A 24050-nucleotide genomic window follows, 5' to 3' on the forward strand; every position below is an offset into this window, starting at 1 on the left:
TCCCAGGCACACCGCCAGCGGGAGGAGGATCCGTGACCGATCTCGGGACGCACGCTCTCGGCCCCGCCTGGCTCGCCGCCGTCGGCGACGTCGTCGTCCTGGACACTCCCACCGGCGTCGACCCACGGCTGTCCGGCCTGCTCCGCGCCGCGGAGACCGCCTTCGCGAACGTCGAGTCGCCGCTCACAAATCGCGGCGTCCCGGCCGAGAAGGCCTTCGTCCACCGCTCCGACCCGGCCCGGGCGGCCGACCTCGCGGCGCTCGGCATCGACGTCGCCACGCTCGCCAACAACCACGTGCTCGACTTCGGCGCCGAGGGCCTCGACGACACCCTGGCCGCGCTGGACCGGGTGGGCATCGCCGCCGTCGGCGCCGGACGCGACGACACCGCCGCGCGGGCGCCGGTCGTGCGGACGACCACCTCGGGACGCGTGGCCCTGCTGGGTCTGTCCGCCGCGCTCCCTCCGGGCTTCGCCGCGGCGCCCGGACATCCCGGCGCGGCGCCGTTGCGCGTCCTCCAACAGGTGTCGATCGACCCCGTCCTGGCGGCGGAGCAGCCGGGCATGGCGCCGTTCGTGCACACGTCGGCCGTCGCCGCCGATCTCGACGCCGCCTGCGCGGCGGTCGAAGCGGCCAGAGCGCGGGCCGACCTCGTCGTCGTCGCGGTCCACTGGGGCGTGCCGCACGGGTTCGCGGCGCCGTCCTACGGCCTGCTGGCGCAATACCAGCGTCCGGCCGGGCACGCCCTGATCGAGGCGGGCGCCCACCTGGTCGTCGGACACCACCCGCACGAACTGCATCCGGTCGAACGCCACCGCGGCGGGCTGATCGCGTACTCCGTCGGCAACTTCCTGTTCCACGCGTGGTCCGACCTCGCCGGCGAGTTCCCCATGCGGGTGCCGGCGGCGCCGTACCTCAGCGCGTTCGGGTCCGACGTCACGCTCGACTCGGTGGTCGTCCTCGTCTCCCCGCCCGGCGCCGATGGCCTGACGGTCCGGTTCGTCCCGGCCACCATGGCCGCCGGCGAACCGGTCCTGGCCACCGGCGATCGCGCCCGCGCGATCGTCGACCGGCTGAGCGACGGCGGCCCCGTCGTCGCCCGGGCCGATGTCCTGCCCGACACGACGATCGGTGAGGTGCTGCTCGAACCATGACCGACACGACGTTCTTCCGAGCGGCCGGCGTCTTCGACGCCGTCCGGCCCGGGCTCCGATACGGGGCCGGCCTGCTGGTGCGCGACGGCCGGGTCGCCGCCGTGGGACCGCCGGACGAGGCGTGCCCGCCCGGCGCGCGGCAGGTCGACCTCGGCGCCGTCTACCTCGTGCCCGGGTTCGTCGACGCGCACACCCACGTCACCATCAGGCCGGGCGAGGGCGACCAGCACGGCCAGCTGCAGCGCCCGGCCGCGTGGCAGACCGTGCGCGGCGTCGACAACCTGCGCCGCATGCTCGCGTCCGGGGTCACGACGGCGCGCATCATGACCGAGGAACACGACATCGACGTGCACTTCAAGGCAGCCGTCGCCGCTGGTGAGGTGGCCGGGCCACGGCTGCGGGTGGCCGGACGGGGGCTCAGCCCCACCGGCAAGCACGGCAGCGCCGCCGGCGGCGTCGACGGAGCCGACGGCGCCCGTGCGGCGGTCCGCGCCAACGCCGCGAAGGGTGCCGACCACATCAAGATCTTCACCACCGGCGGCGTGTCCTCGACCGACACCTCGCTGGAGGAGTCGAACTACTCCGCCGACGAGATCGCCGCGATCGTCGAGACCGCCGCCGAGCTCGGGCTCATGGTGTCCGCGCACGCCCACGGCGGCGCCGGGGTCGACCTCGCAGCGGCCGCAGGCGTCCGGTCGGTCGAGCACGGCGCCCTGCTGACGGAGCAGAACATCGCCGCTCTGGTGGCCCACGGCACCTGGCTGGTGCTCACCAACACCATCCTGTTCCACCCCAGCGGCATCGAGCAGGGCGACGCCGCCGAGCCGGCCATCCTGGCCAAGGTCCAGCAGGCTCGCGCGTCCATGGAAGAGTCCGTCGACCGCATCCGCGCGGCGGGCCTGCCCATCGCCCTGGGCACCGACTCCATGCACGGCCTGTTCGGCTACGAGCTGCAGTGGCTGGTGGCGCACGGGTGGAGCCCCGAGGAGGCGCTGCTCGCCGGCACCGTCCGCGGCGCCGAGCTGATGGGCGTCACCGACATCGGGGCGCTCGAGCCCGGGCGCCGCGCCGACTTCGTCGCGCTGAGACGCGACCCGCTCCAGGACATCGACGCCGTCCGTGAGGTGGCCGGCGTCTACCGCGACGGCCACCTCGTCGTCGACGCCGACGGCTTCACCCGCCCGGCACCGTCTTCCTGACACCGACGCACCCCCGCGAGGAGCAGACATGACAGCGAACACCGGCGAAAAAACCGCCCGCGACCGCACCCGTCGCCTGGCCTATCTCGTCCCCGGCCCGATGCACCGGACCGAGCTCGGCGCCGCCGAACTGGAGCGCCGCCAGCAGAAGCTGCGCGACTGGGCGTTCCCTGGCACCGAGATCGAGGTCCGCGCCGTCGACCGCGGCCCGGCCTCCATCGAGTCCATGTACGAGGAGTACCTGAGCATCCCCGCCATGGCCGAGCTGCTGGTCGCCACCGAGGCCGACGGATTCGACGCGGCCATCGTCGGCTGTTTCGGCGACCCCGGCCTCGACGGGCTGCGCGAGATCAGCGACATGCCCGTGGTCGGGCCGGCCTCGGCGTCCATCGCCCTCGCCACGACGCTCGGCCACCGCTTCAGCTTCGTCACCGTGACCGCCAGCATCGTGCCGGCCCTGCGCCGCCTGGCGTGGGAGGCCGGCGCCGCCGACGCGCTCGCGTCCGTGCGGTACATCGAGACGTCCGTCCTCGATGTGAACAAGGACCACGGCGCCGCCCTGGGCCGCATGCTCGAGCAGGGCCGACTGGCGGTCGATCTGGACGGCGCCGACGTCCTCGTGCTCGGGTGCATGAGCATGGGCTTCCTCGACGTCGCGGAGCAGATGACCGAGGAGCTCGGCGTCCCGGTCATCAACCCGTCGCGGGCCGGCCTGCACGCCGCGGAGGCCACCGTGGCGCAGGGCCTCACGCACAGCCGGCGCGCCTACATGACGCCGCCGAAGATCGCGGCCGGCGCGAAACTCGGCGAGCTCTTCGTCAGCGGCGGCGGAGGCCGGCCGTGACCCGTCGGGTCGCCCGGCGCGCCCTCGCGGCCGGCGTCGCCGCCGTCGTGCTGCCGCTGGTCGCGTCGGGGGTCGCGGCCGCGGCACCGGCGCTCGGCGAGGCCACGGCGACGGTCGAGGTGGACGAGCAGGGAGCGGCACAGGTCGAGCTGACCTACGTCGTCGACGGCGGCGACGGTCCCGACGACACGACGAGCCTGTCGTTCTCGGCGCTCGACTTCGGCGGTGACGCCGGCCCCGTCGACGACCTCGAGGTCACGTCCGCCGACGGCGAGCAGCTCGAGACGTCCGTCGAGACCGCCGACCTGAAGACCACCGTGACGGTGACCCTGGCCGAGCCGCTCGCGGCCGGCGCCGAGACGACGCTGACGCTGCGCTACACCGCGCCCGACGCCGGCGTGGTGGACGGCGACCGGATGACCACCGAGGTTCCCGTGCTGGTCTTCGACCTGCCGGCCGCGACGACGGCGCCCGGCGTGTTCGCCGCGACGGTGCGGCTGGCGCCCGGCTACGACTACGTCGAGGGCTTCCCCGCCAACCCCGAGCGCGTGTCCGCGTCCGACGGTCGCACCGAGGTCTCGTACGAGCTGCCGGCGGCGCCGTCGCTGCTGCGCTCGGTCGCGACCACGGGCGACGCACCGCTGCTGACGCTGGGCGGCTGGGTGAACCTGGCGCTGTTCCTGACCCTGCTGGCCGGCGGCGCCGCCCTGGCCCTCTCCTTCACCCGCGGACGGGCCCGCGCGGCCGAGGAGCGCGACGACGCCGCGCCCGCCACCGAGCCCGCCGGACGGAGGCACTGATGTCGATCTTCGAGGCCGGCTTCGTCTTCTGGGGCTACCTGGCCATCTACATCGTCCTCACCCTCGCCTACTTCGGCTGGATGGCCGCGCTCAACCGCCGCGAGTCACGGCGGATCCGCGACCACCGCGAGAACGGATGACGCCATGACCGAATGGGTCGTACTCCTCGGTTACCTCGTCCTGACGCTCGCCCTCGGCTACTTCGGGCTGCGCATGACGAAGAACGACGAGGACTTCTACATCGCCGGCGGCGGGCTGGGCTGGGCCGTCGGAGGCGCGAGCATCGCCGCCACCCAGATGAGCTCCGGACTGTTCATCGGCACCATCGGCATCATGTACGCGGTCGGATGGTCGTTCGCCTGGGTGGTGTTCGTCTTCCCGCTCGCCTACTGGATCATGGTCGCGGTCATCGCGCCGCGCTTCACCCGGCAGCGCAAGATCTCGCTGCCCGACTTCATCGAGGCCCGCTACTACAGCCGGGGCGCGCGCGTCATCGCGGCACTGATCATCCTGGTCGCCTTCGTCGTGTACATCTCGGCGCAGGTCATCGCCGGCGGGCTGATCGCCAACGCGCTGTTCGGCGTCTCCGTGAAGGCCGGGATGGTCGGCTTCACGGTGGTGGTGCTGGCCTACACCGCCATCGGCGGCATGTTCGCCGTCGTCTACACCGACTTCCTCCAGATGATGATCATGATCGTCGGCGCCGCGGCGGCCATCCCGATGGTGCTCGGCCAGACGGGCGGGCTGAACTCCATGCTCGCCCTCGTCGACAGCGCCAATCCGGTCACGTTCACCTGGGACGGCATGGCGCCGTCGCTGCTGCTGACACTGTCGTTGGCGTTCTTCCTCGGCGCGGTGGCCCGGCCGGAACAGCTGGTCCGCTTCTACGCGATGAAGGACATGGCGACCATCCGCAAGGGCATCGGCTTCGTCATCGTCCTCGTCGGACTCGCCCACACGCTGGTGTTCGTGCTCGCGCTGGGCAGCCGGACCCTCTTCCCGGCGCTCAGCACCGCCGACCAGGCGATGCCGGTGCTCGCCGTGCACGCGCTGCCGGTCTTCCTGGGCACGCTGCTGCTGGTCGCGGTGGCCTCGGCCATGATGTCCACCATCTCGTCCGTCCTGCTGGTCGCGGGCACGGCGCTGTCGCACGACATCTACGGCGTCATCCGGCCGGGCGGGTCGCCGCAGCGGCGCGTGCTCATCGGGCGCATCGGCACCGTCGCCGTGGGCATCGTGCCCATGGTCATGGTGCTCACCGGCTTCGGCGCCGGCGAGCTGGTGCAGTTCATCGTGGCACTGTTCAGCGCGCTCATGGGCGCCGTGTTCCTGGTGCCGGTGGTGGCCGGAGTGCTGTGGCGGCGCGCCACCCGCGAGGGCGCCATCGCGGCCATGATCGGCGGGCTGGCCGGCACGGTGGGCTGGCGGCAGTGGGGCGACATCGGCTCCATCGACCCGGTCGTGCCCGGCTTCGCCGCCTCGCTGGTGCTCATGGTGGTCGTCAGCCTGCTCACGGCACCGCCTCCGGCCAGCGCCACCGACCCGTACTTCAGCGACGACGTGCCGGAACCGGCGGTCGAGGCCCGGGGGCAGGCGTGAGCGCGGACGAGTTGCGGGTCGACGGCGCGCGCCTGCGCCAGACGCTGGAGACCCTGGCCACCTTCGGCGCCGAGCCGTCCGGCGGCGTGAGCCGCACCAGCTTCTCCCCCGCCGACACCGCGGCGCGGGAGTGGCTGCGCGACCAGTGCGAGACGTCCGGCCTGCGGCTGCGGACCGACGGCATCGGCAACGTCTTCGTGACGGTGCCGGCGCCGGACGCACCGGACGCCGCGCCGGTCTGGACCGGCTCGCACATCGACAGCGTGCCCGACGGCGGGCGCTTCGACGGCGCGCTGGGCAGCATGGCGGCGCTCGAGGTCGCCCGCCGGCTGGCGGAGTCGCGGCTGCCGTTGCGCCGTCCGGTCGAGATGGTGGTGTTCGCCGACGAGGAGGGCTGCTACCACCATCTGCTCGGCTCCACCGCCCTCGTGCGGTCCTATGCCCCCGACGAGCTGGAGCGGCTGCGTGGCCGCGACGGCGACCGGCTGGTCGACGCGCTCCGGGCCGCCGGCCGCGACGTCGCCGCGGCCACCCGGACGGCGATTCCGTCCGGGTCCGTCCATGCCTTCGTCGAGCTGCACATCGAACAGGGCGCCGTCCTCGAGTCGGCCGGCGTGGACATCGGCGTCGTCACGTCGATCGTCGGGATGGGCGGTGGCTCGCTGGAGTTCACCGGCCGGGCCGACCACGCCGGCACCACCCCGATGACGATGCGGCGCGACCCGCTGCGCGGAGCCGGGCAGTTCCTGGCCGGGCTGCCGGACGTGACCGCGTCGATCAGCGACACCGCCGTCGCGACGTGCGGGATCATCGCCGTCGAGCCCGGCGGCGCCAACGTCGTCCCGTCCGTCGCCCGGCTGCAGCTGGACTTCCGCGACGTGCGGCGCTCGTCCATCGAGGCCCTGGAACAGGCGCTGGTCGACGCCGCTCGGCGCGCTGCCGCTGCCCATGGCCTGGAGGTCCGGTACACCCGCGACAGCATCACCGACCCCGCGCCACTCGACCCGCGCGTCCAGGACTTGATCGAGTCGGTGGCCTCGGCCCTGGGGCGCACGACGATGCGGCTGCCGTCCGGCGCCGGCCACGACTCGCAGAACCTGAGCCGGCTCGCACCGACCGGGATGATCTTCATCCCGAGCACCGGCGGGCGCAGCCACTCGCCGGCCGAGCACAGCAGCTGGGAGGACGTCGAGCGCGGAGCCGACGTCCTGCTACGGACCGTCGCCACCCTCGCGACCGAGTGACGGGGGTCAGCGGCGCCGAGCGGCGAGCAGGCCGAGGACGAACAGGACGACCGCGACGCCGGTGATCAGCAGTCCGACGTCGTGCAGGCCGCCGGTCGACAGGTTCTGTTCGAGGATGACGCCGAGGACGCTCGTCGCCGCGATGGCGCCCAGGTAGCGGAAGGTCTGGAACAGGCCGGCCGACGCGCCCATCCGCCCGGCCGGCGCGGCCGCGTAGAGCGCCGTCTGCAGGCTGAGGTTGGTGACGCCGTTCGGCACGCCGAGCAGGACGGCGATGCCGAGCAGCAGCATGACGGAGGTGTCGTCGCCGAGCAGTTGTAGCGCCGACGCCGCGACCACCAGCAGGCCGAGCCCGAGCAGCCGCGGCCCGGTCGACCCGTGCCGCCGGATCGCCCGCGCCGTGACCGGCGTGACCAGCATGCTGAGCAGCGTCGTCGGCAGCACCAGCAGGCCCACCGTCGCGGGATCGAAGCCGCGGACCTGCTCCAGCCAGATCGGCATGCCGAAGAAGATGCAGTAGAAGACCAGGTTGATGCCGCCCTGCTGGGCGAGGACGCTGCGCAGCGCACGGTTCGCGACCAGCCCGCGCACGTCGAGGAACGGCTCGGCCACCGACCGTTCCCGCCACACCAGCAGCACCCCCAAGGCGACGACGACCGGCGCGAGCCACCACAGCGGCCGGTCCGCCAGCGACAGCACGCCGAAGATCAGCGCCACCAGCGCGCCGCTGAACAGCGCGATCCCGGGCAGGTCCAGCTCGCGCAGCCCGATCCGCGGACCCCGTTCGACCGGCACGCCGGCCAGCACGCGCACCGCCAGCACGATCCCGGCCAGCGTCACCGGCACGTTGACCAGGAACACCGCCTCCCACCCCGCGACGGCGACCAGCAGCCCGCCGAGCACCGGGCCGAGCGCCGCGCTCCCCGACGCGGCGACCGACAGGACGGCGAGCGCGCGAGCGGGCGGCCCGGCGCCCTCGCCGCCGGCGGAGCGCACCAGGATCAGCGCCGACGGGTACGCCGTCGACGTCGCGGCCGCCTGAACCAGCCGGACCACCAGCAGCCAGCCGAAGTCCGGCGCGAGCGGCGCCAGCGCCGACGCCGCGGCCATCAGCACCAGCCCGCCGATGAACAGCCGCCGCGCGCCGAGCTGGTCGGCCAGCCGTCCCATCAGCGGCTGGCACACCGCGGCGACCACGTAGAACCCGGACGCCAGCCAGGTCGACGTCGCGATACTGACGCCGAAGTCGCGCTGCAGGCTGACCAGGGCGACCGCGATCATCGACGAGTTCAGCGGGTTCAACACGGTGCCCAGCGACAGCGTGAGCAGCAGCCGGTTGGAGACGCCTCCGGGTCGCTGCGTCATGACACGGCGCCGTTCCGGGGCACCCAGCGGGCCATCAGCGCCGCCGCGACGAAGGCGACGGCCCCGGCGGTCGCGATCGCGGCGCCCAGCGTCGCCGCCGCCGTCACCACGCTCACCAGCACCGGCCCGACGCCGTTGCCGACGTCGGCGAACAGCCGCCACGCCCCCAGGAACGTCGCGCGGCTGACGTCAGGCGAGACGTCCGAGCCGATCGTCATGATGATGCCGCTGCCCAGCCCGTTGCCGAACCCCATCAGCAGCGCCACCGCCGTGTACGTGCCGACGCCGCCGGTCAGCGGCAGCAGCACCAGCGAGAGGCCGAGCAGCAGCATCGACGGGACGACGATCCAGCGGCGGCCGAGGCGGTCCATCGCGTAGCCGGCCGGGTAGAAGATCAGCATCTCCACCGCGCCCGAGAGGCCGAACAACAGGCTCACCGTCGCGGGGTCCAGGCCGAGGTGCTCGCCCCACAACGGGATCGCCACCTGTCTCGACGCCCGCGCCGCCCCCACCAGCAAGGCCCCGACGCCCAGCGTCCGCAGCACCGGCAGATGCCGGCGGATGACCCGGGCCGTGTTGTCCGGCTGCTGCGGCGCGGCCCGCTCCCTGGCGCCGGCGGCCGGTGGTTCGGGCACCACCACCAGCACGATCGCCGCCGCGACCGCGACCACCACGTGCACCCAGTACGCACCGTCGAGGCCCAGCCGGCTCATCGCCGCCGCGCCCAGGAACGGGCCCGCGAACAGCCCGATTCGCTGCATCCCCCCGAGCGTCGACAACGCCCGGCCACGCAACTCGAACGGGATCGCCTCCGTGACATACGCATGCCTGGCCAGCCCGAACACCGACGACGAGATGCCGATCAGCACCACCGCCGCCGCCAGCACGAAGACGGACGGCGCCAGCAGGCAGGCGGTGAGCGCGGCCAGCACGACGGCGAGCGCGAACAGCATCGCGCGCCGCTCCCCCAGCCGGACCGCGAGCATCCCCGCCGGCAGGTCGCCCACGATCTTGCCGACGCCCAGCAGCGCCACCACGAGCCCGGCCGTCGCCACCGAACCGCCCAGGTCCCGCGCCGACAGCGGGATCACCGGGGCGATCGCGCCCTGCCCGATGCCGAACAGGAGCGACGGGAGATATACCGACGGACCGATCGACCAGAGGCCGGTTTTCGGGCCCGCCGTCAACGCCGTTCCCGCACGACGGCAGCCTCCCCCGGCCGCCGGGCCGCCAGCTGGCCGCGCTGCTGATCGGCGCCCGAACGCCCTCCGCGCCGCTCGACCGCCGCCGGCCCGGCATCTAGGATCACCGGCCGCCCGGACGCCGCCACCCGCCCGCGCCGCGGATCGGCGCCCGAACGCCGACCGCCTCCGTCAACGCCCGCCGGCCCGGCCGCATCGTCGTCGCCCGATCGCACCGTCCTCCTCCGCCTCGCCGGACCCGGCGCCAGGGGCGCCACCGGCCGCACCCGAACCGCGCGCCGCGCCGCCGCAGGCGTTCTGTCCGGGGGTCGTCGTACGGTCCACTCGCTCTGGTCGACCTGCTCGGTCTTTGGGGGTGCGGGCAGGTCGGCCGGAGTCCAGCCTCAGTGGATACAGTAGCCGGACGGCCGGCCTCAGACGTACAGGCCAGCACCCGTCGCCGGGGCCCAGGTGCCGTCGCCGGCGTTGCGCCGCAGCGTCGCCGTCGTCACCTCGTCGCCGTCGGCCAGAACCGAGCGCCGCACCAGTTCGCGCAGGTCAGCGCCCGACGCGCCATCGGTGCCGTCGGCGATCGCGTCGACCTCGACCGCCGCCGCCAGCGGCCCCAGGTAGCGCCGCAGGATCGCCCGTCGCTGCGTACCGTCCGGCAGCGGCAGCTCCACCGTCCGGTCGAACCGGGCGGCCCGCACCGCGGCGTCGTCGAGCACGCGCGGATCGTTCGTCGTCGCGACCGTGACGACGCCCTGGTGCCGGCTCATCGCGCCGTCCAACGCGGCGAGGAACCCGTGCAGCCCGAGGTCGTTGCCGTAGCGCCGGCGCCCGATGACGAGGTCGAGATCCTCGAGCACGACCAGCGCCGGCGAGAGCCGGGTCAGCTCCTCATAGACCGCCTCGATGGCGTCGGCGATGCTCTGCGCGTCGCAGAACACCACCGTCACGTCGCCGGCGAGCTCGGCGGCGAGCACCCGGCACAGCGCCGACTTGCCCGTGCCCGGTGGGCCGTGCAGCAGCAGCCCGCGGTTGGTGCCGAGGCCGAGCCGCTGCATGAGGTCGCGGCGGCGGAACAGCCCGGCGACGTTGAGGTCGATGTCGGCCCAGACCGCGGCCGGGACGATGACGCCGTCGCGCGACTCGTCCGGCACCGCCACCGGCACGACGTCGAACCCGCTGCGGCGGGCGCGGATGTGCAGGCAGCGGCCCTTGAAGTAGTTCCGCGGACCCCTGGCCCGCGCGACGACGTCCTGCAGGTACCGCTCCGCCGCCTCGACGTCGGCGGTGCGGGCGTGGACGATCAGCTCCTTGTCGGACCACCGCGCGTCGATGGCGACGATCAGCGGAGCGGCGCTCAGCGTGCCCGGCTCGAACGCCGCCACCAGCGACGTCGGCACCGTCTCGACCGTGTCGTCGAGCTGGAGGCGGTCCCAGCGCGGGCTCTCGTCGCTCTCGAGGCCGGCGAGGTCGGACGGCGGGTGCGCGCGCATGTCCTCGGCCAGCACCCGGGCCACCAGCGGCGCCGTGAACGGCCCGAGCCGCTCCCGCACCGCGACGACCCCTGCGGTGTCGCCGCCCAGCTGCCGCCGGGCGAACTCGTCGTGGTCCTCGGCCGTCCGCAACGGCACGGTCGCGTCGAGCACGTGCGCCAGCCACGACAGCGCGTCCCGGACACCGGGCGGCATCCTCCGCAACGCGGCGTCGGCGGGCGCGGGCGCCTGCTCGGCCTCCATCGGCGTCACCTCCTCGGGCGTCGGAACGCGACACCTCCCGTGACGGCGGTGGTGGTGGCGGGGTTCGAATCCATGCCTTCGACGATACGGTCGGCCGCCGCCCGAACTCCATCGGTTTATCCGCCCGGCGGCGTCAGGCGCAGGGCCGGTGCCCGGCCGTCTCGCCGTGCCCGGTCACGCGGTCGATCAGCAGGTAGCCGATGTCGTCCCAGACCAGTTCGTAGTCGAGCGACCAGCTCGTGCAGGCCTCGCCGTCCGGCCCGAACTCCGGCGCCTGAATGCTCACGAACTCGAGCCATACGCGTGCTCCGGCCGCGGTCTCCTCGAACGAATTCACCACGAACCCGAAGTCGTAGCTGGTCACGAGACCCGCAGCGAAATCGTCGACGGACATGTCGCCCTGCCGGCGAGGAGACAGCTGGTCGAACGCCCACTGGTAGTCGCCGGTGTTGATGCCCTCGAAGTAGCTCGCCAACGTCGTCGCGGCGGCCTCACTCGACTCGTCGGCCGACGGCACGGCCGGAACCGTGTAGCCCTCCGCCGGCCCGAGCGGCGCATCGCACCGGGGAACCGGCGGCTCGGCCAGCAGGCTGGGATCGGCAAGCCGCTCCGCCAGCAGCTCCACGCGCACCGCGTAGGCCATACCCACTGCGTCGAGACGCCTGGCGACGGCCATGCCGACCACCTCGCCGTCGCCGCGGACGACCGGGCCGCCCGAGTTACCCGGGTTCACGCTGACGTCCAGCTGGAAGTCCGGCCACAGATCCTCGCTGACGCGCGAGGCGGTTCCCGACGTGATCGTCAACGGGTCGCCGAGCGGATGGCCGATGACCGCGAGCGCCTCGCCCGCCGAGCTCGGCGCATCGGCCAGGTCGAACGCATGCCCACGGACGTCGTCCGACACCTCCAGGACGGCGATGTCGTTCACCTCGTCGATGCCGACGACAGCAGCCGGATACACGCCGCCGTCATCCTGGGCGACGACCACTGAGGCGGCCTCCGTCACGACGTGCGCGGCGGTCATCACGAGACCGTCGTCCACCAGGAACGCCGAGCCGACGCCCGATCCGGCACACGTCGTGGCCTGCACCATGAAGACGCCGGAGCCGACCTCGTCGAAGAGGCCGGCGAAGTCGGCTGGTTCACCGGGCGGCGGGGCGGCCGACGTCGGCGGGTCGGGAGGCACCGAGGTGACCGACGCATCCGGGAGCGCCAGCGGCTGCCGATCGTCAGCGGTGCCGGCCGGCCGCTCCCGCTCGAGGACGGCCCACGCCCCGGCGGCCGCCCCGCCCGCGAGCAGAAGCCCGGTGCCGAAGGCGAGCATCCGCCCGCGCCGCCTCGGCCGCGCTGCCGAGCCGGGACCGCCTCCGCCGGCGGGCGACCCGCAGGACGCGCAGAACCGCGCGTCGTCGCCGAGCTGCTTCCCACAGGTGCGGCAGTACATGAGCTCCCCCCGGACTCGAGATCAGCGTGCCACACGCAGCTCCGGTGGGGAACCGCCTGGCGCGCGCCCATCCTTCCGGCCGCACGCGTTGCGTCCGGGGTGGCGCCTATCGTGTGCGGCGACCCGTCGTCGGCGAAGGGCAGGCATGCCAGGAGGACGCGATCAGCTCGGCCCGCTCGAGCGGCTCACGCGGCTGCTGCTCGCACTCGAGTCGGCCGAGCCGGCCGGCCTGCCCGCCGACCGGCTGGTGGCCATCGGGCAGTACGGCGCCGGCGATGCCTACGACGCGCAGCGCCAGCTCAGCCGCGACGTCACCGCGCTCACCACCATCGGCTGGGACATCCGCAACGTCGCCGGCCCCGGCGTCGACGCGCACTACCGGCTGTACGCGCGCGACACCCGGCTGCGGGTGCAGCTCACCCCTGAGCAGCAGGTCGAGCTGGTGCGCGCGGCGCTGGTCGCGGGCGACGCCGGCTTCCGCGAGCGGCTCGGCGACCTGCCCGCACCGGCCGACGACGACCTGGTCCGCTCCGGCGAGCCGCGGCGCACCGAGCCCGATCCGCTCACCGAGGCCGCCTACGCCGTCGAGCAGCGCTGCGTCATCCGCTTCACGTACAAGGGCCGCCCGCGGGTGGTGCGCCCGCAGTTGGTCCGCCCGGGCGCGTCCGGGTGGTACCTGTACGGCCACGAGATCGACGTGCCCGAGATGAAGTGGTTCGTCACGCACCGCATGTCCGGCGTCGCGCTCGACGCGCCCGGCACCGCCGGGCCGTTGCGTGAGGTGACCGCCGCCGACCTGAACCCCATCACGTGGACCCGCGACCCCCGCGTCGACGTCGTCGTCGAGACGGCGGCCGAGCACGAGACACAGGTGACGGCCATGCTCGGCGAGCCGTCCATGCGCGCGGCCGACGGCGACGTCGTGCGGCTGACCGTTCCGGTCACGAACCGGACGGCGTTCCGCGCCCGCCTCTACGAGCTCGGGCGCCGCGCCCGTGTCGTCGCGCCGCCCGAGGTCGTCGACGAGATCGTGGCCGACCTGCGCCGATTCGTGAGCCCGCTGCGGTGAGGCCGTCGTGAGCACACCCCAGTACGTCCGCCGGTTCGGCCGCGTCACCCGCGCGCTCAACGAGCTGTCGCTGCACGCCGGCGGCCTGCCCATCGCGGTGCTGGCCGAGACCGTCGGCACCGACGCCGCGACGCTGCGGGCCGAGCTGCGCGCCTACTTCCGCGCCGATGTCGACCCCGCGTTCAGCCCGAACGCGATCCGTCAGACGACGATCCGCTTCCACGACGCCGACGGTGTCGACGTCGAGCCCGCGGAGGCCGAGTTCGTGTCCGCGTCACCGCGGCCCACCGAGGAGGTCGGCGCCGACTACGTCACCGTCGGCGAGCTGGCCCGCATCTACCGCGCCGGGCACGACCTCCTCGCCGTCGAGCCGGCCAACGCCGCGCTCGAGGGCGCGCTCCAGGCGCTGACGGCGACCGTGCTGGCCGGTCTCGGCACCGAGCGCTCCACCTGGCTCGCCGACCGCGCCGCGTCGATCGGCGAGGCGCTGCGGTCGCGCCGGCGGGTCGAGCTCACCTACGCCCGGGCCTGGCAGCCCGGCGTCCGCACCCACGTCGTCGAGCCCTACCGGCTGGTCAAGACCCGCCGCGGCTGGGAGCTCGACGCCGGCTTCGTCGAGGACGACGCGTTCACCGGCCGCGTCGGCACGTTCCTCCTCTCCGGCGTCCGCGTCGCCACCGTCCTGCCCTCGACGTTCGACCGCCCACCCGACGTCGACGCCCGCATCGCCGCCAACCGCCGCACGACCATGGTCGACCTGGTCGCGCCGCAGGGCAGCCGCTGGGTGGTCGAGCGCTTCGCCGAGTCGGTCGAGGTGCTCGGCGAGGACGAGGACATGATCCGCATGCGGGCACACCTGCTCCCTCCGGTCGACCACCGGCTCGGCCTGCTCCTCCTCGTCGCCGGGCCGGACACCTGGGTCAACACCCCGACCCACCTCCGCGACGCCGGCACGGCCCTCGCCCGCGACCTGCTGGCCCACTACGAGGGCTGACACCTGACCCGGATGAGCGGGACCAGCTCGGCCGGGCGCAGGTCGATCTCGTCGACGCGGTCGAGCGGCACCCGCTCGTGCGTGTGCCCGTCGGTGAGCTCGGGACCGCAGCGCAGGGCCGGGTCCATGGTCAGCAGGCGCGCCAGGAAGACGTGCTGACGGGTGGGGTGGGCGGCGGTCGGCGCGACGACGTTCGCCCGGGCGCCGAGGTGATCACGAGGCCCGATCATGTCAGTCCCGGCCCGTAGCGTGACCCCCATGAGCACGTCGCCGCCGCCGGTGCTGCGCGATCTGCTGGACCGGTACGCCGACGTGCGCGAACAGCCCGTGCGCCTGCGGCCGAGCACCTGGCAGAACGCGCTCATCCGGGTGCCCGAATCGCTCGAGGTCACCACGCTGCTGACCAGCCGCCGGTTCACCAGCGCCGTCCCCGGGTCGAAGACGCACGATCGCGCCGTCGGGCGCGAGGGGGTCGAGCGGGCCTGCGCGGCCATGAACGTCGACGACACGAAGGAGGTGCTGCGCACGTTCGTGCTGGCCATGGCGTGGGCGTCGGGGCTGACGGGCGGGCGGTACCAGGCCAACACGGCGAGGGCCGTCGTCGATGCGCCGCGGGCGTTCCGCGTGCTCAGCGATGCCGCGAAGGCGCTGCGCCATGCCGGGTCGCTGCGCGACGGCGCGCTGGAAGAGGTGCACCGCTGGTGGTCGCTCCCCGGCGTCGGGCAGTCCTACGCGAGCAAGTGGTGGGCGCTGGCCGGCCATCGGCGCGGCCGCGAATGGCAGCCGCTCGTCCTCGACGACCGCGTCTACGCCACGCTCAACGACACCCTGCGCATCGGCGGCACCACGCGGCTGGCGGGCTCGCGGCGCCGGGCCGACCGCTACCGCGCCTACGTCGAGACCGTCCACCGCTGGGCGGTCGAGCTGCAGCTCACCGGCCTCGACGTCGACGCCCGGCGCATCGAGTTCGTGCTGTCCCACCACAACGGAGGTGCGCCACCGGCTGGATGAAACCCCTGAGCATCAGTCCCCTTTGGGCGTAATGTCGCCATCAGTAGTGACGGCGACCCACGGGGGGGGTGGCCATGATGCGCACGATCAGTGGCCCGGGTCTGCCGGCCGCGCTGCCGGCGCTCGTCGACAAATACCGCGACGCGCGGCCGCCGCCGGTGCGGTTCCGGCCGCCGAACTGGACGGCGGTGCTCTATCGGGTGCCGCCGGAGCTGAACGTGACGGCGCTGCTGCGCAGCCGCGAGCACACCGCGCCGCTGGCGGGATCGAAGGCGAAGGACCGCACGGTGACGCTCGGCGCCGTCCGGTCGGCCTGCCACGCGATGGACCTCGGCAACCAGCGCGAGGTGCTACAGGCGTTCGTGCTGACGATGGCCTGGGCGTCGGCGGGCGCGGGGAACGCGACGCTGCGGGCGACGGCACGAGGACTGCGCGACCCGGACCGCGCGCACCGCATCCTCGCCGACTCGGTGCGCCGGCTCCGGTCCGCCGAGACGCTGCACGACGGCGCCCTGGAGGCGACCCACCGGGCGTGGTCGCTGCGCGGCGTCGGCCAGTCGCCGGCCAGCCGGTGGTGGGCCGCCGCGGGCGACGTCGCGGGACGGGCCTGGCAGCCGCTGGAACTGGACGAGCGGGTGTACGCGACGCTCAACCGCACGTTACAGATCGGCGGCACTGCCCGGTTGGCCAGCTCGCGCAACCGCGCGGCCCGCTACCGTGCCTACGTCGACGCCGTGCACCGGTGGGCCGTCGAGCTCCGGTTGGAGGGCCACGACGTGGACGCGGAGCGCGTCGTGTTCGTGCTCGGGCAGCATGCCGGCGGGGCGACCCCGTCGCGCTGAAGGTCACTGGAAAGCAACTTTCCGATCGTTCGCCTGACCCACGCGGGGATCTGCGCAATCATGGTCAAATACCGCAACGGCGCGGGAGGTTCCGCGGGGTAGGTCGCCAGCTGTCGACATCGAACCCGGCACACCGAGGTGATGGAAGGACAGACGTGACGACACACCCTGCTCTCGACGACGAGCAGCAGCAGCTCGACCGCTCGTACGCCCTTCTGGGTGACGACGCGCCTGACCTGCCGCCGCTGTTCGGGCGGGTCGACGACGCCGGCGGCTCGCGCTACGTGGGTCTCGACGACGTCCGCGACGAGTCCGGCGACGCCGTCGTCGTCGCCTGGCACTCGCCCGAGGCCGGCGCGTTCTACCAGTCCTGCGGCACCGACCCGGCCGGCGTCACGCTCAAGCGAGTCGTCACGGTCAGCGACCGCCAGGTCATCGCCGTGCACGACGAGATCGCCGGCGGCTCCGCGGGCGACGTCAGCAGCGCACACGACCACCGTCCCGTCGTCGGGAAGGTCGTCGTCGCGGCGCTCGAGCAGTTCCGCACCGGCACGCTCGCCGAGGCCACCGCCACGCTGCGGCCCGAACAGTACGACATCGTCCGGCGGCCGGGCCGGGGCGTCCTCGTCATCCAGGGCGGGCCCGGCACCGGCAAGACCATCACCGCGCTGCACCGCGCCGCGTGGCTGGCCGCCCACGACGACGCCGTACGCGCCGCCGGCCTGCTGGTCGTCGCGCCGACTCCGCCCCTGCGCAGCTATGTCGCCGACGTCCTGCCGCGGCTCGGCGCCGACGCCGTCACCACCGACATCGCCTCGCTGTACGACGGCCCGGCCCGCCGCAACGGCCGCGACACCCGGCCCGAGGCCGCGCGCGTCAAGGGCTCGGCCGTCATGGCCATGCTCCTGCGCCGGCTGGTCGAGTCGACCGGCGCGCCGGCAACGCCCGAAGAGCTGCTCCGCGGCCTGTACGCCGACCCCTCGCTGCTCGAGCGGCTGGCCGACGACCTCCTCAAGGCCGGCCAGCGCGACGTGCTCTACCGCGAGCCGGCCGCGTCGATCGACGACGAACCGTGGACCGTCGACGACCTCGTGCTGCTCGACGAGCTGTCACACCTGCTCGGCCGCGCGGCGCCGCACTACGGGCACGCCGTCGTCGACGAGGCGCAGAACCTGTCGCCCATGCAGGCCCGCGCCATCGCCCGCCGCTGCCGCGACGTCACGCTGGCCGGCGACCTCGAGTGCTCTACCGCCCCCGGTAAGCACGACGACTGGAGCGAGCTGACCAGCTACTTCGGGTCCGAGTTCGGCCAGGGCACGCTGGGCATCGGCTACCGCGTGCCCCGTCCGGTCGTCGAGCTGTCGCGGCGGCAGCTGCCCGACGGCGGCACGCTCGACGTGCCCGACTCGCTGCGCGACGGCCTCGGCGTGCCGCTGGTCCGCCGGGTCGACCCCGGCGACGAGGCGGCGGTCGCGCTGTCCGCCGGCGAGGCCGCGGCGGGAACCGGGTTCAAGGTCGGCGTCGTGGTCGCTCCGGCCCGCTACGACGAGACGCTGCGCTACTGCCAGTCGGCCGGCGTCAAGGCCGGCGACGGCCGCGACGGCGACCTCGCCCAGCCGGTCACGCTGCTCCCGGCCGACCTCGTCAACGGGCTCGAGTTCGACGCGATCGCGCTGGTCGAGCCGGCCGAGATCGGCGACGGGACCGAACTGGGCCGGCGGCTCCTCTACGTCGCGATGACGCGGTGCACGCAGTCGCTGGCGGTCTTCCACTCCGCGCCGCTGCCCGCCGGCATGGAGCACCTGGAGCGCCCGGCGCCGTCGCGCGAGCCCGAGGTCGAGCACCGTCCGCGCCCCGCACGCACCGAGGACCTCTACGACCTCTTCAAGCTCCTGCGCGACGACGACCGCATGCTGGTCGAGGTGCTGATCCGCCGGCTGCTGCGCGACTCCCTCGAACGCGACGACTGAACCCGGCCCGTCGGCCAGATAGTTCACCTAGTGAAACCATCACCACCTTGTGCCTAACCCATTCCAAGCGTTCCAGTGGTGTTTGCCGCAATCTACAGCCTCGTAATTCTCCCCAAATGAGAATTGAGGAACTAGTCTGGCCTTTCTCATGACACGGGCATAGCATGATCGTCCGATGTTGCTGTGGAGGGGCGCCATGGCGGGTGGACGGGACCAACTGGGTCCTTTGGAACGGGTGACGCGGGTGCTGGTCGCGCTGGTAGCGGCCGAGCCGAAGGGGATCCCGACGCCGCGATTGTTGAGGATCGCGGCCTTCGGCGGGGGAGAAGACCATCATGTACGGCAGTTGAAGCGGCTGATCGAGGATCTCAACGGCGTCGGCTGGGACATCCGCAACACCGCACCACCCGGCCAGACCGCGGTCTATCGCGCGTTCGCCGGTGACAATCGGCTGCGATTGACCCTGACGCCGGAACAACGGACCGAGTTGGCCCGGGCGGCACTGATCGCCGGCAATGCGGCGTTCGCGGAACGGGCCGGCATCGAGGGCACCGCCGCACCGCCGATTCCCGAGTTGCGCACCGCGCCATTGGCCGAGCGCAACGACGAGGCGCTGAACAAGGTGCTGTATGCGCTGGAGCGGCATTGCCGGCTGCGATTCCTCTACAAGCGGCGGCAACGGCTGGTGCACCCGCACTTCGTCTATCCGGGCACGTCGGGCTGGCATCTGGTCGGCCACGAGGACGGCAGCGAGAAGGACAAGCAGTTCGTCACGGACCGCATGTCCGACGTACGGGTCGACCTCCCGCGCACGGCCGACCCGCGGCACGAGCCGTTCCGCGACGAGGTCGATCCGCTCATGTGGGCGGTCGACGAGCCGGTCGACGTCACGGTCGAGACCACGCCGGCGCACCGCAACCAGGTCGAGACGCTGCTGGGCACGCCGTCGTATCACGAGATCGACGACGACGTGGTCCGGCTGACCATCCGCGTCACGCACCGGGCGGCGTTCCGCAACCGGGTCTACGAGCTCGGGCCGCGCGTCCGGGTGCTGGCTCCCGAGACCATCCGCAGCGAGCTCCTGCTGGAGCTGGAATCACTTCTGGACTGAGCCATGAGCGTTCCTCCGCCCGTGTTCGTCCGCCGCTTCGAGCGGGTGACGCACGCGCTTCGCATCCTCACCATGCACCCCGACGGCGTCCCGCTGCGCCGGCTCGCGGCCGAGCTGGACGTCGACGAGCAGACGCTGCGCGACGAGATCGTGGCGTTCTACTGCGCCGACAGCGCGGCCGTCGACACCGGTCCGCTGCGCCAGGTGCGCATCGAGTTCGTCGGCGCCGACGGCGAGACCGACGACGTCGACCCGGCGACCGCCGAGGTCGTGCGCGCGTCGACCGACCACCCGGCCGCCGAGATCGGCGTGCTGCACACGGCGCCGGCCGACCTCGCGTACATCTACCGCGCCGGGCAGGCGCTGCTGTCGCTGGAGCCCGACAACGACGTGCTCGACGGCGCGCTGCGGACGCTCGGCGACACCATGCTGCGCGGCATCCGCCCGGTCGACGACCACTGGAAGGCCGAGCTGGCCGCCCTGCTCGTCGACGCGATCCGGCGGCGGCGCTGGGTGCGGGTCGAGTACACGCCGGTGTGGCACGACGACAGCATGGAGCACCGCATCGCGCCGTACCGCCTGCTGCGCACCCGCCGCGGCTGGGAGGTCGACGCGGGCATGTCGGCCGACGGGCGGGTGGTCGGCAGCTTCCTGCTCAACGGCATCCGTGACGCGACGCTGCTGGACGAGACGTTCGAGCGGCCGCCGGAGGTCGAGGAACGTCTGGCCGGGCACCGCAGCGTGCAGCAGATCGAACTGGTGGTGCCGCAGGACGCGCGCTGGGCGGTGGACCGGTTCGCCGAGAGCTCCGAGCTGCTCGCCGAGGACGAGGAGTCGGTGAAGGTGCGGGTCCGGCTGCTGTCGCCGGTCGACCGGCGGCTCGGCATCCTGTTGCTGAGCGCCGGGCCGCTGGCGTTCGTCACCGATCCGCCCGCGCTCGCCGACGCCGGACGCCGGTTGGCGCGCGAGTTGCTGGAGCACCACCACACCGCCCGCTGACCGCCGGACGCCGCGTGTCAGGCTGTCGGCATGGCTGAGAACGCACGACGCACGGTGTCCCTGCGGCGAGTCGGCGAGCGCCGCTACGTCGCCACCAACGCCCGCGGTGGCGAACTGCCGTTCGGGCAGGGCGACGACGGCGACTTCACCCCGGTCGAGCTGCTGCTGGCCGCGATCGCCGGCTGCTCGGCCATCGACATCGACTTCATCACCTCGCGCCGTGCCGAGCCCGAGACGTTCGAGCTGACGACCACCGCGAACAAGATCCGCGACGACCAGGGCAACCGGCTCGAGGACATCGAGGTGTCGATCAGGATCCGGTTCCCCGACGGCGCCGACGGCGACGCCGCCCGCGAGGTGCTGCCCGACGCCGCCAAGAAGTCACACGACCGCCTGTGCACCGTGAGCCGGACCGTCGAGCTCGGCACCCCGATCGGGATGCGGCTGGACTAGCGCGGCGCGCCCGCGGCGATGCGGGACTCGTAGCGGGCCCGTGCCTTGGCGGCCTCGACCTCGCGGTCGCGCGGCGGGGCGTTGGTGACCAGCGCGTCGAGCAGGTGGCGCGTGGAGTGCGCGATCTCCTCGACGGCGACGTCGAACGCCTCGCGGTTGGCCTGCGACGGGTTGCGGGTGCCGGCCAGCTTGCGCACGTACTGCAGCGCGGCGTCGTACACCTCGTCGTTGGTGGCGGGCGGGGCCAGGTTGTTGAGGGGTCTGATGTTGCGGCACATGTCTCCGAGCCTAGGCGGACGACGCCGGTAGCCGCGACTGTCGCACGTCGCCGAGGTGGATCAACAGGTCGTGGCCGCGGCCCGGGGGGACGTCCGCGGCCTGCGCGGCCTCCGCGGCCAGCCAGCGCCGGGCCGGTCCGGTGACCCGGCGCAGGTCGATCAGGTAGTCGTCGTACCGCACGCGGCCCAGGACGTCGTCGTCGGCGCCCGTGAATCCGGTGCTGACGTAGCCGGCGCCGAGGGCGTCGCGCAGGACGACGTCGTCGACGTCGCCGTGCTGCGTGGACAGCACGATGCGGTGGCCGGTCTGCCGCTGCCACCAGACGACGTTCGCGGCCAGCGCGTCGTCGCGGTACCGGCGGTGGGCGGCGCGGCCCTCGGGCGTCGTCAGGTCGAAGGCGGATGCCGTGGTGTGCTGGACGATGCTGCGCGCGTGCTGCACCGCCCAGGCGTGCTCGTCGCCATCGTCGGGCAGCGCCGCGACCAGCTCGTACGCCGCGACGGCGGTGTCGCGGCGGTGTTCTCGCTCGGCCGGCGGCACGGCGTACAGCTCGGTCAGCCGCGCCGCGAGGTCGGGATGCACGCCGGCCGCGTAGGCCACGACGCGGTCGACCACCACCGGTCCGGCGTGGCCGACCCCGGCGCCGACGAACCGGACCGGCTGGTCGTGGTCCAGGTTGTACCCGCGGATCCACTCGACCAGGGCGAGCAGCTCCGCGGCGTCGACGACATCGTGCGGCTCGCGGCCGATGATCGCCCGCGGGTCGCCGGCGCCGTGGACGACGTAGTCGTCGAGCAGGACGCCGGTGCTCCAGCCGACCTGCTGGGCGAACGTACGGAAGCCCTCGTGCTCGGCGAGGTAGCGCAGCAGCCGCCGCTTGGTCGTGACGAACTCCGCGGAGGCGTGCGCCGCCGCGCCGACGCGCACGACGCCGGCGTCGCCGATCATGCGGCCGAACGGGCCCAGGTCGCCGTCGCCGGGTGCGCCGGTGAGCGGGTGTGCGCGCCGGTCGAGGCCACGCACGACGGAGTCGCCGGCCGCCGCCAGGGCGGTCGCCACGACGGTCACCGCGCAGGCGCCGGCGACCAGCGCCGAGGCGGCGGAGAGGGCGAGAACCCGTGGCAACGGCCGCATGGCAGTCCCTTCGTCGAATGGGCTCGTCCCTCGACGATCCCGCATCCGGGCCTATGTGGCGATCCGGCAGGCACGTGGACCGGCGGTGGGGCCAGCCCCCGCCCGTCAGCCGCCGGCCAGCTCGCGCTCCAGCGGGGTGCGGAAGCTCGGGATGATCGACGCGCCGCCGAGCCGCGGTTCGAGCTCGGCGGCCGCCTGCTCGACGGCGGCCGTGGCCTCGGCGCCGGGGTCTTCGAGCAGTCGCCACCGGATGGCGCCGTCGCGCATGCCCCACCCGCCCACCACCCGTCCGCCCCACCACACCGTCGGCCCGATGTTGCCGTTGCGGTCGAACAGCGCGTCGCGGTGCGGGCCGAGGAACCAGTCGCGCCGCTGCCAGCCCATGGGCGTGGGGTCGAGCGCCGGCAGCAGCGTGGCCACGGGCGCGACGTCGGCCTCGGGCTCGGTGTCGTCGGCCAGGACGAGGCCCGGTTCGCCGTCGAGGTCGACGTCGGCGGTGTCGAGGCCGGCCAGCACCGTGCGCGTGACCCCGAGCGTCCACCCCGTCCACCACTGCACGTCGGCCACCGTGGCCGGCCCGAACGCGCGCAGCCAGCGCCTGGCCAGCTCGGCCCGCGCGTCGGCCTCGGGGACGTCGGGCAGGCCGTCGGGCCAGAGGCCGCGCACCGACGCCCACCGGTGCTGCCGCGACAGCCACGTGCCCGCGGGCCGGCCGCGGACGACGCGGCCGTCGGCGCCCATGAGCGTGAGCACGCGGCTGGTGATGTTCTGCTTGACGTCCCACTTCTTGTCGGTGGTGGGCAGGATGGCGGTGCGCAGCCGCGGCTCGGCCTTCGCCAGTTCGGTGGCCAGCGCCTCGCCCCGTTCGTCGACCGCCTTCTCGGTGGCGGTCTCGACGTCGGCCAGCCACGCGGCGACGTCGCCGTCGATGGGTGGTTCGGTGGGCAGCGTGCTGAGGTGCTGGACCAGCTGACGGCGCAGCCGCTGGGCGATGGCCAGTCCGGCGGCGCGGTGGACGACCGGGGCGAACGCGGTGGGGGTGACGAACATGGTGCGCCGCATGGCGATGAGCTTCACCACCGAGCGGTCGTCGTAGAGCGCCGCCGACACGTCGCCGAGGGTGGCCTCGGGCACTCTGACCAGTGCCGACACGTACACCGTGGCGGGATCGGTGGCGTGCAGGACGACCATGCCGGCGGCCGCGCCGTCCACCGACCCGGCCGGCGTCTCGCGGGCGAGGTGGTGCCGGCGCAGCAATCGGAGCCGGCGTTGGCCGGGGCTGATGGTGAGCACGATCCGATCCTGGCACGCCGGTCCGACAAGGTCGGCACGTCCAGGATTCACCGGACCACAGAACGGGAACGATCTACGCGATTCGGTTGACAACACCTTTAAGGTTTGTTTCGGGACAATTCTTCTCGATCCGTGGACTTCTCGGGGGCACCGTGAGTCAGCACAAGGCAACGGAAGAGCGGCGTTACCGGATGGAGCTGGCGGTCGTCATCCTCATCGGCCTCGCCGTCGCCGCCGCTGCCGTCGCCGCGATCCTCGTCCTCGGCGGGTCCTCGGGTGACGACCTGCAGGAGTTCGGCGGCCTGTCCGCCGTCGAGTAG

General features: G+C 73.5%; 24 protein-coding genes and 1 pseudogene. 16 read left to right on the forward strand and 9 right to left on the reverse strand.

The annotated features are described in order from the left end of the window. Positions 1-32: 32 nt before the first annotated feature. Genes BLU82_RS28485 through BLU82_RS28510 form a run of 7 tightly spaced genes read left to right on the forward strand, consistent with a single transcriptional unit; the run spans position 33 to position 6840 of the window. Entirely contained in the window at positions 33-1154 is a 1122-nt protein-coding gene (locus BLU82_RS28485) for a CapA family protein (RefSeq protein WP_157741309.1), read from the forward strand. After that, a complete protein-coding gene (locus tag BLU82_RS28490) occupies positions 1151-2353 on the forward strand; it encodes an amidohydrolase family protein (protein ID WP_092624276.1) in 1203 nt (400 codons plus the stop codon). The genes BLU82_RS28485 and BLU82_RS28490 overlap by 4 nt, the downstream gene beginning before the upstream one ends. 28 nt (positions 2354-2381) lie before the next feature. Next, positions 2382-3197 carry an aspartate/glutamate racemase family protein gene (locus BLU82_RS28495; protein ID WP_157741310.1) on the forward strand — a complete coding sequence of 272 codons (816 nt, stop codon included), beginning with the start codon at positions 2382-2384 and terminating at the stop codon, positions 3195-3197. Continuing rightward, a complete protein-coding gene (locus BLU82_RS28500) occupies positions 3194-3997 on the forward strand; it encodes a hypothetical protein (RefSeq protein ID WP_092624278.1) in 804 nt (267 codons plus the stop codon). Before BLU82_RS28495 ends, BLU82_RS28500 begins: the two co-directional genes overlap by 4 nt. After that, positions 3997-4137 (forward strand): hypothetical protein, encoded by a 141-nt coding sequence (locus BLU82_RS34470; protein ID WP_157741311.1) that lies wholly within the window; start codon positions 3997-3999, stop codon positions 4135-4137. Before BLU82_RS28500 ends, BLU82_RS34470 begins: the two co-directional genes overlap by 1 nt. Before the next feature lie 4 nt (positions 4138-4141). Continuing rightward, the gene (locus BLU82_RS28505; RefSeq protein WP_092624279.1) at positions 4142-5596 is read left to right on the forward strand and encodes a sodium/solute symporter; all 1455 of its coding nucleotides are present in this window, start codon (positions 4142-4144) and stop codon (positions 5594-5596) included. Further along, positions 5593-6840, forward strand: a complete 1248-nt coding sequence (locus tag BLU82_RS28510; RefSeq protein WP_157741312.1) for a Zn-dependent hydrolase — start codon at positions 5593-5595, stop codon at positions 6838-6840. Before BLU82_RS28505 ends, BLU82_RS28510 begins: the two co-directional genes overlap by 4 nt. 6 nt (positions 6841-6846) lie before the next feature. Here the strand turns inward: BLU82_RS28510 and BLU82_RS28515 are convergent, their stop codons facing one another. From BLU82_RS28515 to BLU82_RS36475, 5 genes and pseudogenes are all read right to left on the reverse strand, one after another. Then, positions 6847-8205, reverse strand: coding sequence for an MFS transporter (locus BLU82_RS28515; protein WP_092624281.1), 1359 nt, complete (start codon positions 8203-8205; stop codon positions 6847-6849). Then, positions 8202-9392, reverse strand: a complete 1191-nt coding sequence (locus BLU82_RS28520; protein WP_092624282.1) for an MFS transporter — start codon at positions 9390-9392, stop codon at positions 8202-8204. Before BLU82_RS28520 ends, BLU82_RS28515 begins: the two co-directional genes overlap by 4 nt. Positions 9393-9820: 428 nt before the next feature. Further along, a complete protein-coding gene (locus BLU82_RS28525; RefSeq protein WP_092624283.1) occupies positions 9821-11131 on the reverse strand; it encodes an ATP-binding protein in 1311 nt (436 codons plus the stop codon). Between the two features lie 133 nt (positions 11132-11264). Further along, entirely contained in the window at positions 11265-12455 is a 1191-nt protein-coding gene (locus BLU82_RS28530) for a S1C family serine protease (protein ID WP_197683156.1), read from the reverse strand. Positions 12456-12512: 57 nt separating this feature from the next. Then, positions 12513-12575 (reverse strand): annotated as a pseudogene (locus BLU82_RS36475) (zinc-ribbon domain-containing protein); the annotation flags it as partial. Between the two features lie 145 nt (positions 12576-12720). Here BLU82_RS36475 and BLU82_RS34475 point away from each other — a divergent pair. Continuing rightward, complete coding sequence (locus BLU82_RS34475; RefSeq protein WP_157741313.1) at positions 12721-13644, forward strand: YafY family protein; 924 nt, start codon at positions 12721-12723, stop codon at positions 13642-13644. 7 nt (positions 13645-13651) lie between these two features. After that, positions 13652-14638, forward strand: a complete 987-nt coding sequence (locus BLU82_RS28540) for a YafY family protein (RefSeq protein ID WP_092624285.1) — start codon at positions 13652-13654, stop codon at positions 14636-14638. On the opposite strand, the gene BLU82_RS28545 is transcribed toward BLU82_RS28540, so the two are convergent. Beyond that, positions 14626-14868: a hypothetical protein gene (locus tag BLU82_RS28545; protein WP_092624286.1), complete on the reverse strand. Its 243-nt coding sequence runs from the start codon at positions 14866-14868 to the stop codon at positions 14626-14628. The two genes, BLU82_RS28540 and BLU82_RS28545, sit on opposite strands and share 13 nt — an antisense overlap. 28 nt (positions 14869-14896) lie before the next feature. Here BLU82_RS28545 and BLU82_RS28550 point away from each other — a divergent pair, with 28 nt between their 5' ends. The 6 genes from BLU82_RS28550 (at position 14897) to BLU82_RS28575 (ending at position 21024) form a co-directional block, all read left to right on the forward strand. Next, a complete protein-coding gene (locus tag BLU82_RS28550; protein ID WP_092624287.1) occupies positions 14897-15649 on the forward strand; it encodes a hypothetical protein in 753 nt (250 codons plus the stop codon). A gap of 74 nt (positions 15650-15723) precedes the next feature. Next, positions 15724-16491 carry a hypothetical protein gene (locus BLU82_RS28555; protein WP_172885721.1) on the forward strand — a complete coding sequence of 256 codons (768 nt, stop codon included), beginning with the start codon at positions 15724-15726 and terminating at the stop codon, positions 16489-16491. Between the two features lie 155 nt (positions 16492-16646). Beyond that, positions 16647-18461: an AAA family ATPase gene (locus BLU82_RS28560; RefSeq protein ID WP_092624289.1), complete on the forward strand. Its 1815-nt coding sequence runs from the start codon at positions 16647-16649 to the stop codon at positions 18459-18461. 346 nt (positions 18462-18807) lie between these two features. After that, positions 18808-19572, forward strand: a complete 765-nt coding sequence (locus BLU82_RS28565; RefSeq protein WP_157741315.1) for a WYL domain-containing protein — start codon at positions 18808-18810, stop codon at positions 19570-19572. A 3-nt stretch (positions 19573-19575) separates the two neighbouring features. Further along, a complete protein-coding gene (locus BLU82_RS28570; RefSeq protein WP_157741316.1) occupies positions 19576-20571 on the forward strand; it encodes a YafY family protein in 996 nt (331 codons plus the stop codon). 30 nt (positions 20572-20601) lie between these two features. Then, positions 20602-21024, forward strand: coding sequence for an OsmC family protein (locus BLU82_RS28575; protein WP_092624292.1), 423 nt, complete (start codon positions 20602-20604; stop codon positions 21022-21024). On the opposite strand, the gene BLU82_RS28580 is transcribed toward BLU82_RS28575, so the two are convergent. The 3 genes from BLU82_RS28580 to BLU82_RS28590 form a co-directional block, all read right to left on the reverse strand. Continuing rightward, the gene (locus BLU82_RS28580) at positions 21021-21302 is read right to left on the reverse strand and encodes a DUF2277 domain-containing protein (RefSeq protein WP_092624293.1); all 282 of its coding nucleotides are present in this window, start codon (positions 21300-21302) and stop codon (positions 21021-21023) included. The genes BLU82_RS28575 and BLU82_RS28580 overlap by 4 nt on opposite strands. 10 nt (positions 21303-21312) lie before the next feature. Beyond that, positions 21313-22437 carry an erythromycin esterase family protein gene (locus BLU82_RS28585; RefSeq protein ID WP_157741317.1) on the reverse strand — a complete coding sequence of 375 codons (1125 nt, stop codon included), beginning with the start codon at positions 22435-22437 and terminating at the stop codon, positions 21313-21315. Between the two features lie 105 nt (positions 22438-22542). Then, the gene (locus BLU82_RS28590) at positions 22543-23730 is read right to left on the reverse strand and encodes a winged helix DNA-binding domain-containing protein (protein ID WP_197682535.1); all 1188 of its coding nucleotides are present in this window, start codon (positions 23728-23730) and stop codon (positions 22543-22545) included. Between the two features lie 152 nt (positions 23731-23882). Between BLU82_RS28590 and BLU82_RS34480 the strand changes: the two genes are divergently transcribed. Continuing rightward, the gene (locus tag BLU82_RS34480; protein ID WP_157741318.1) at positions 23883-24050 is read left to right on the forward strand and encodes a hypothetical protein; all 168 of its coding nucleotides are present in this window, start codon (positions 23883-23885) and stop codon (positions 24048-24050) included.

This window comes from Jiangella sp. DSM 45060 (genome assembly GCF_900105175.1).
Taxonomy (GTDB): domain Bacteria; phylum Actinomycetota; class Actinomycetes; order Jiangellales; family Jiangellaceae; genus Jiangella.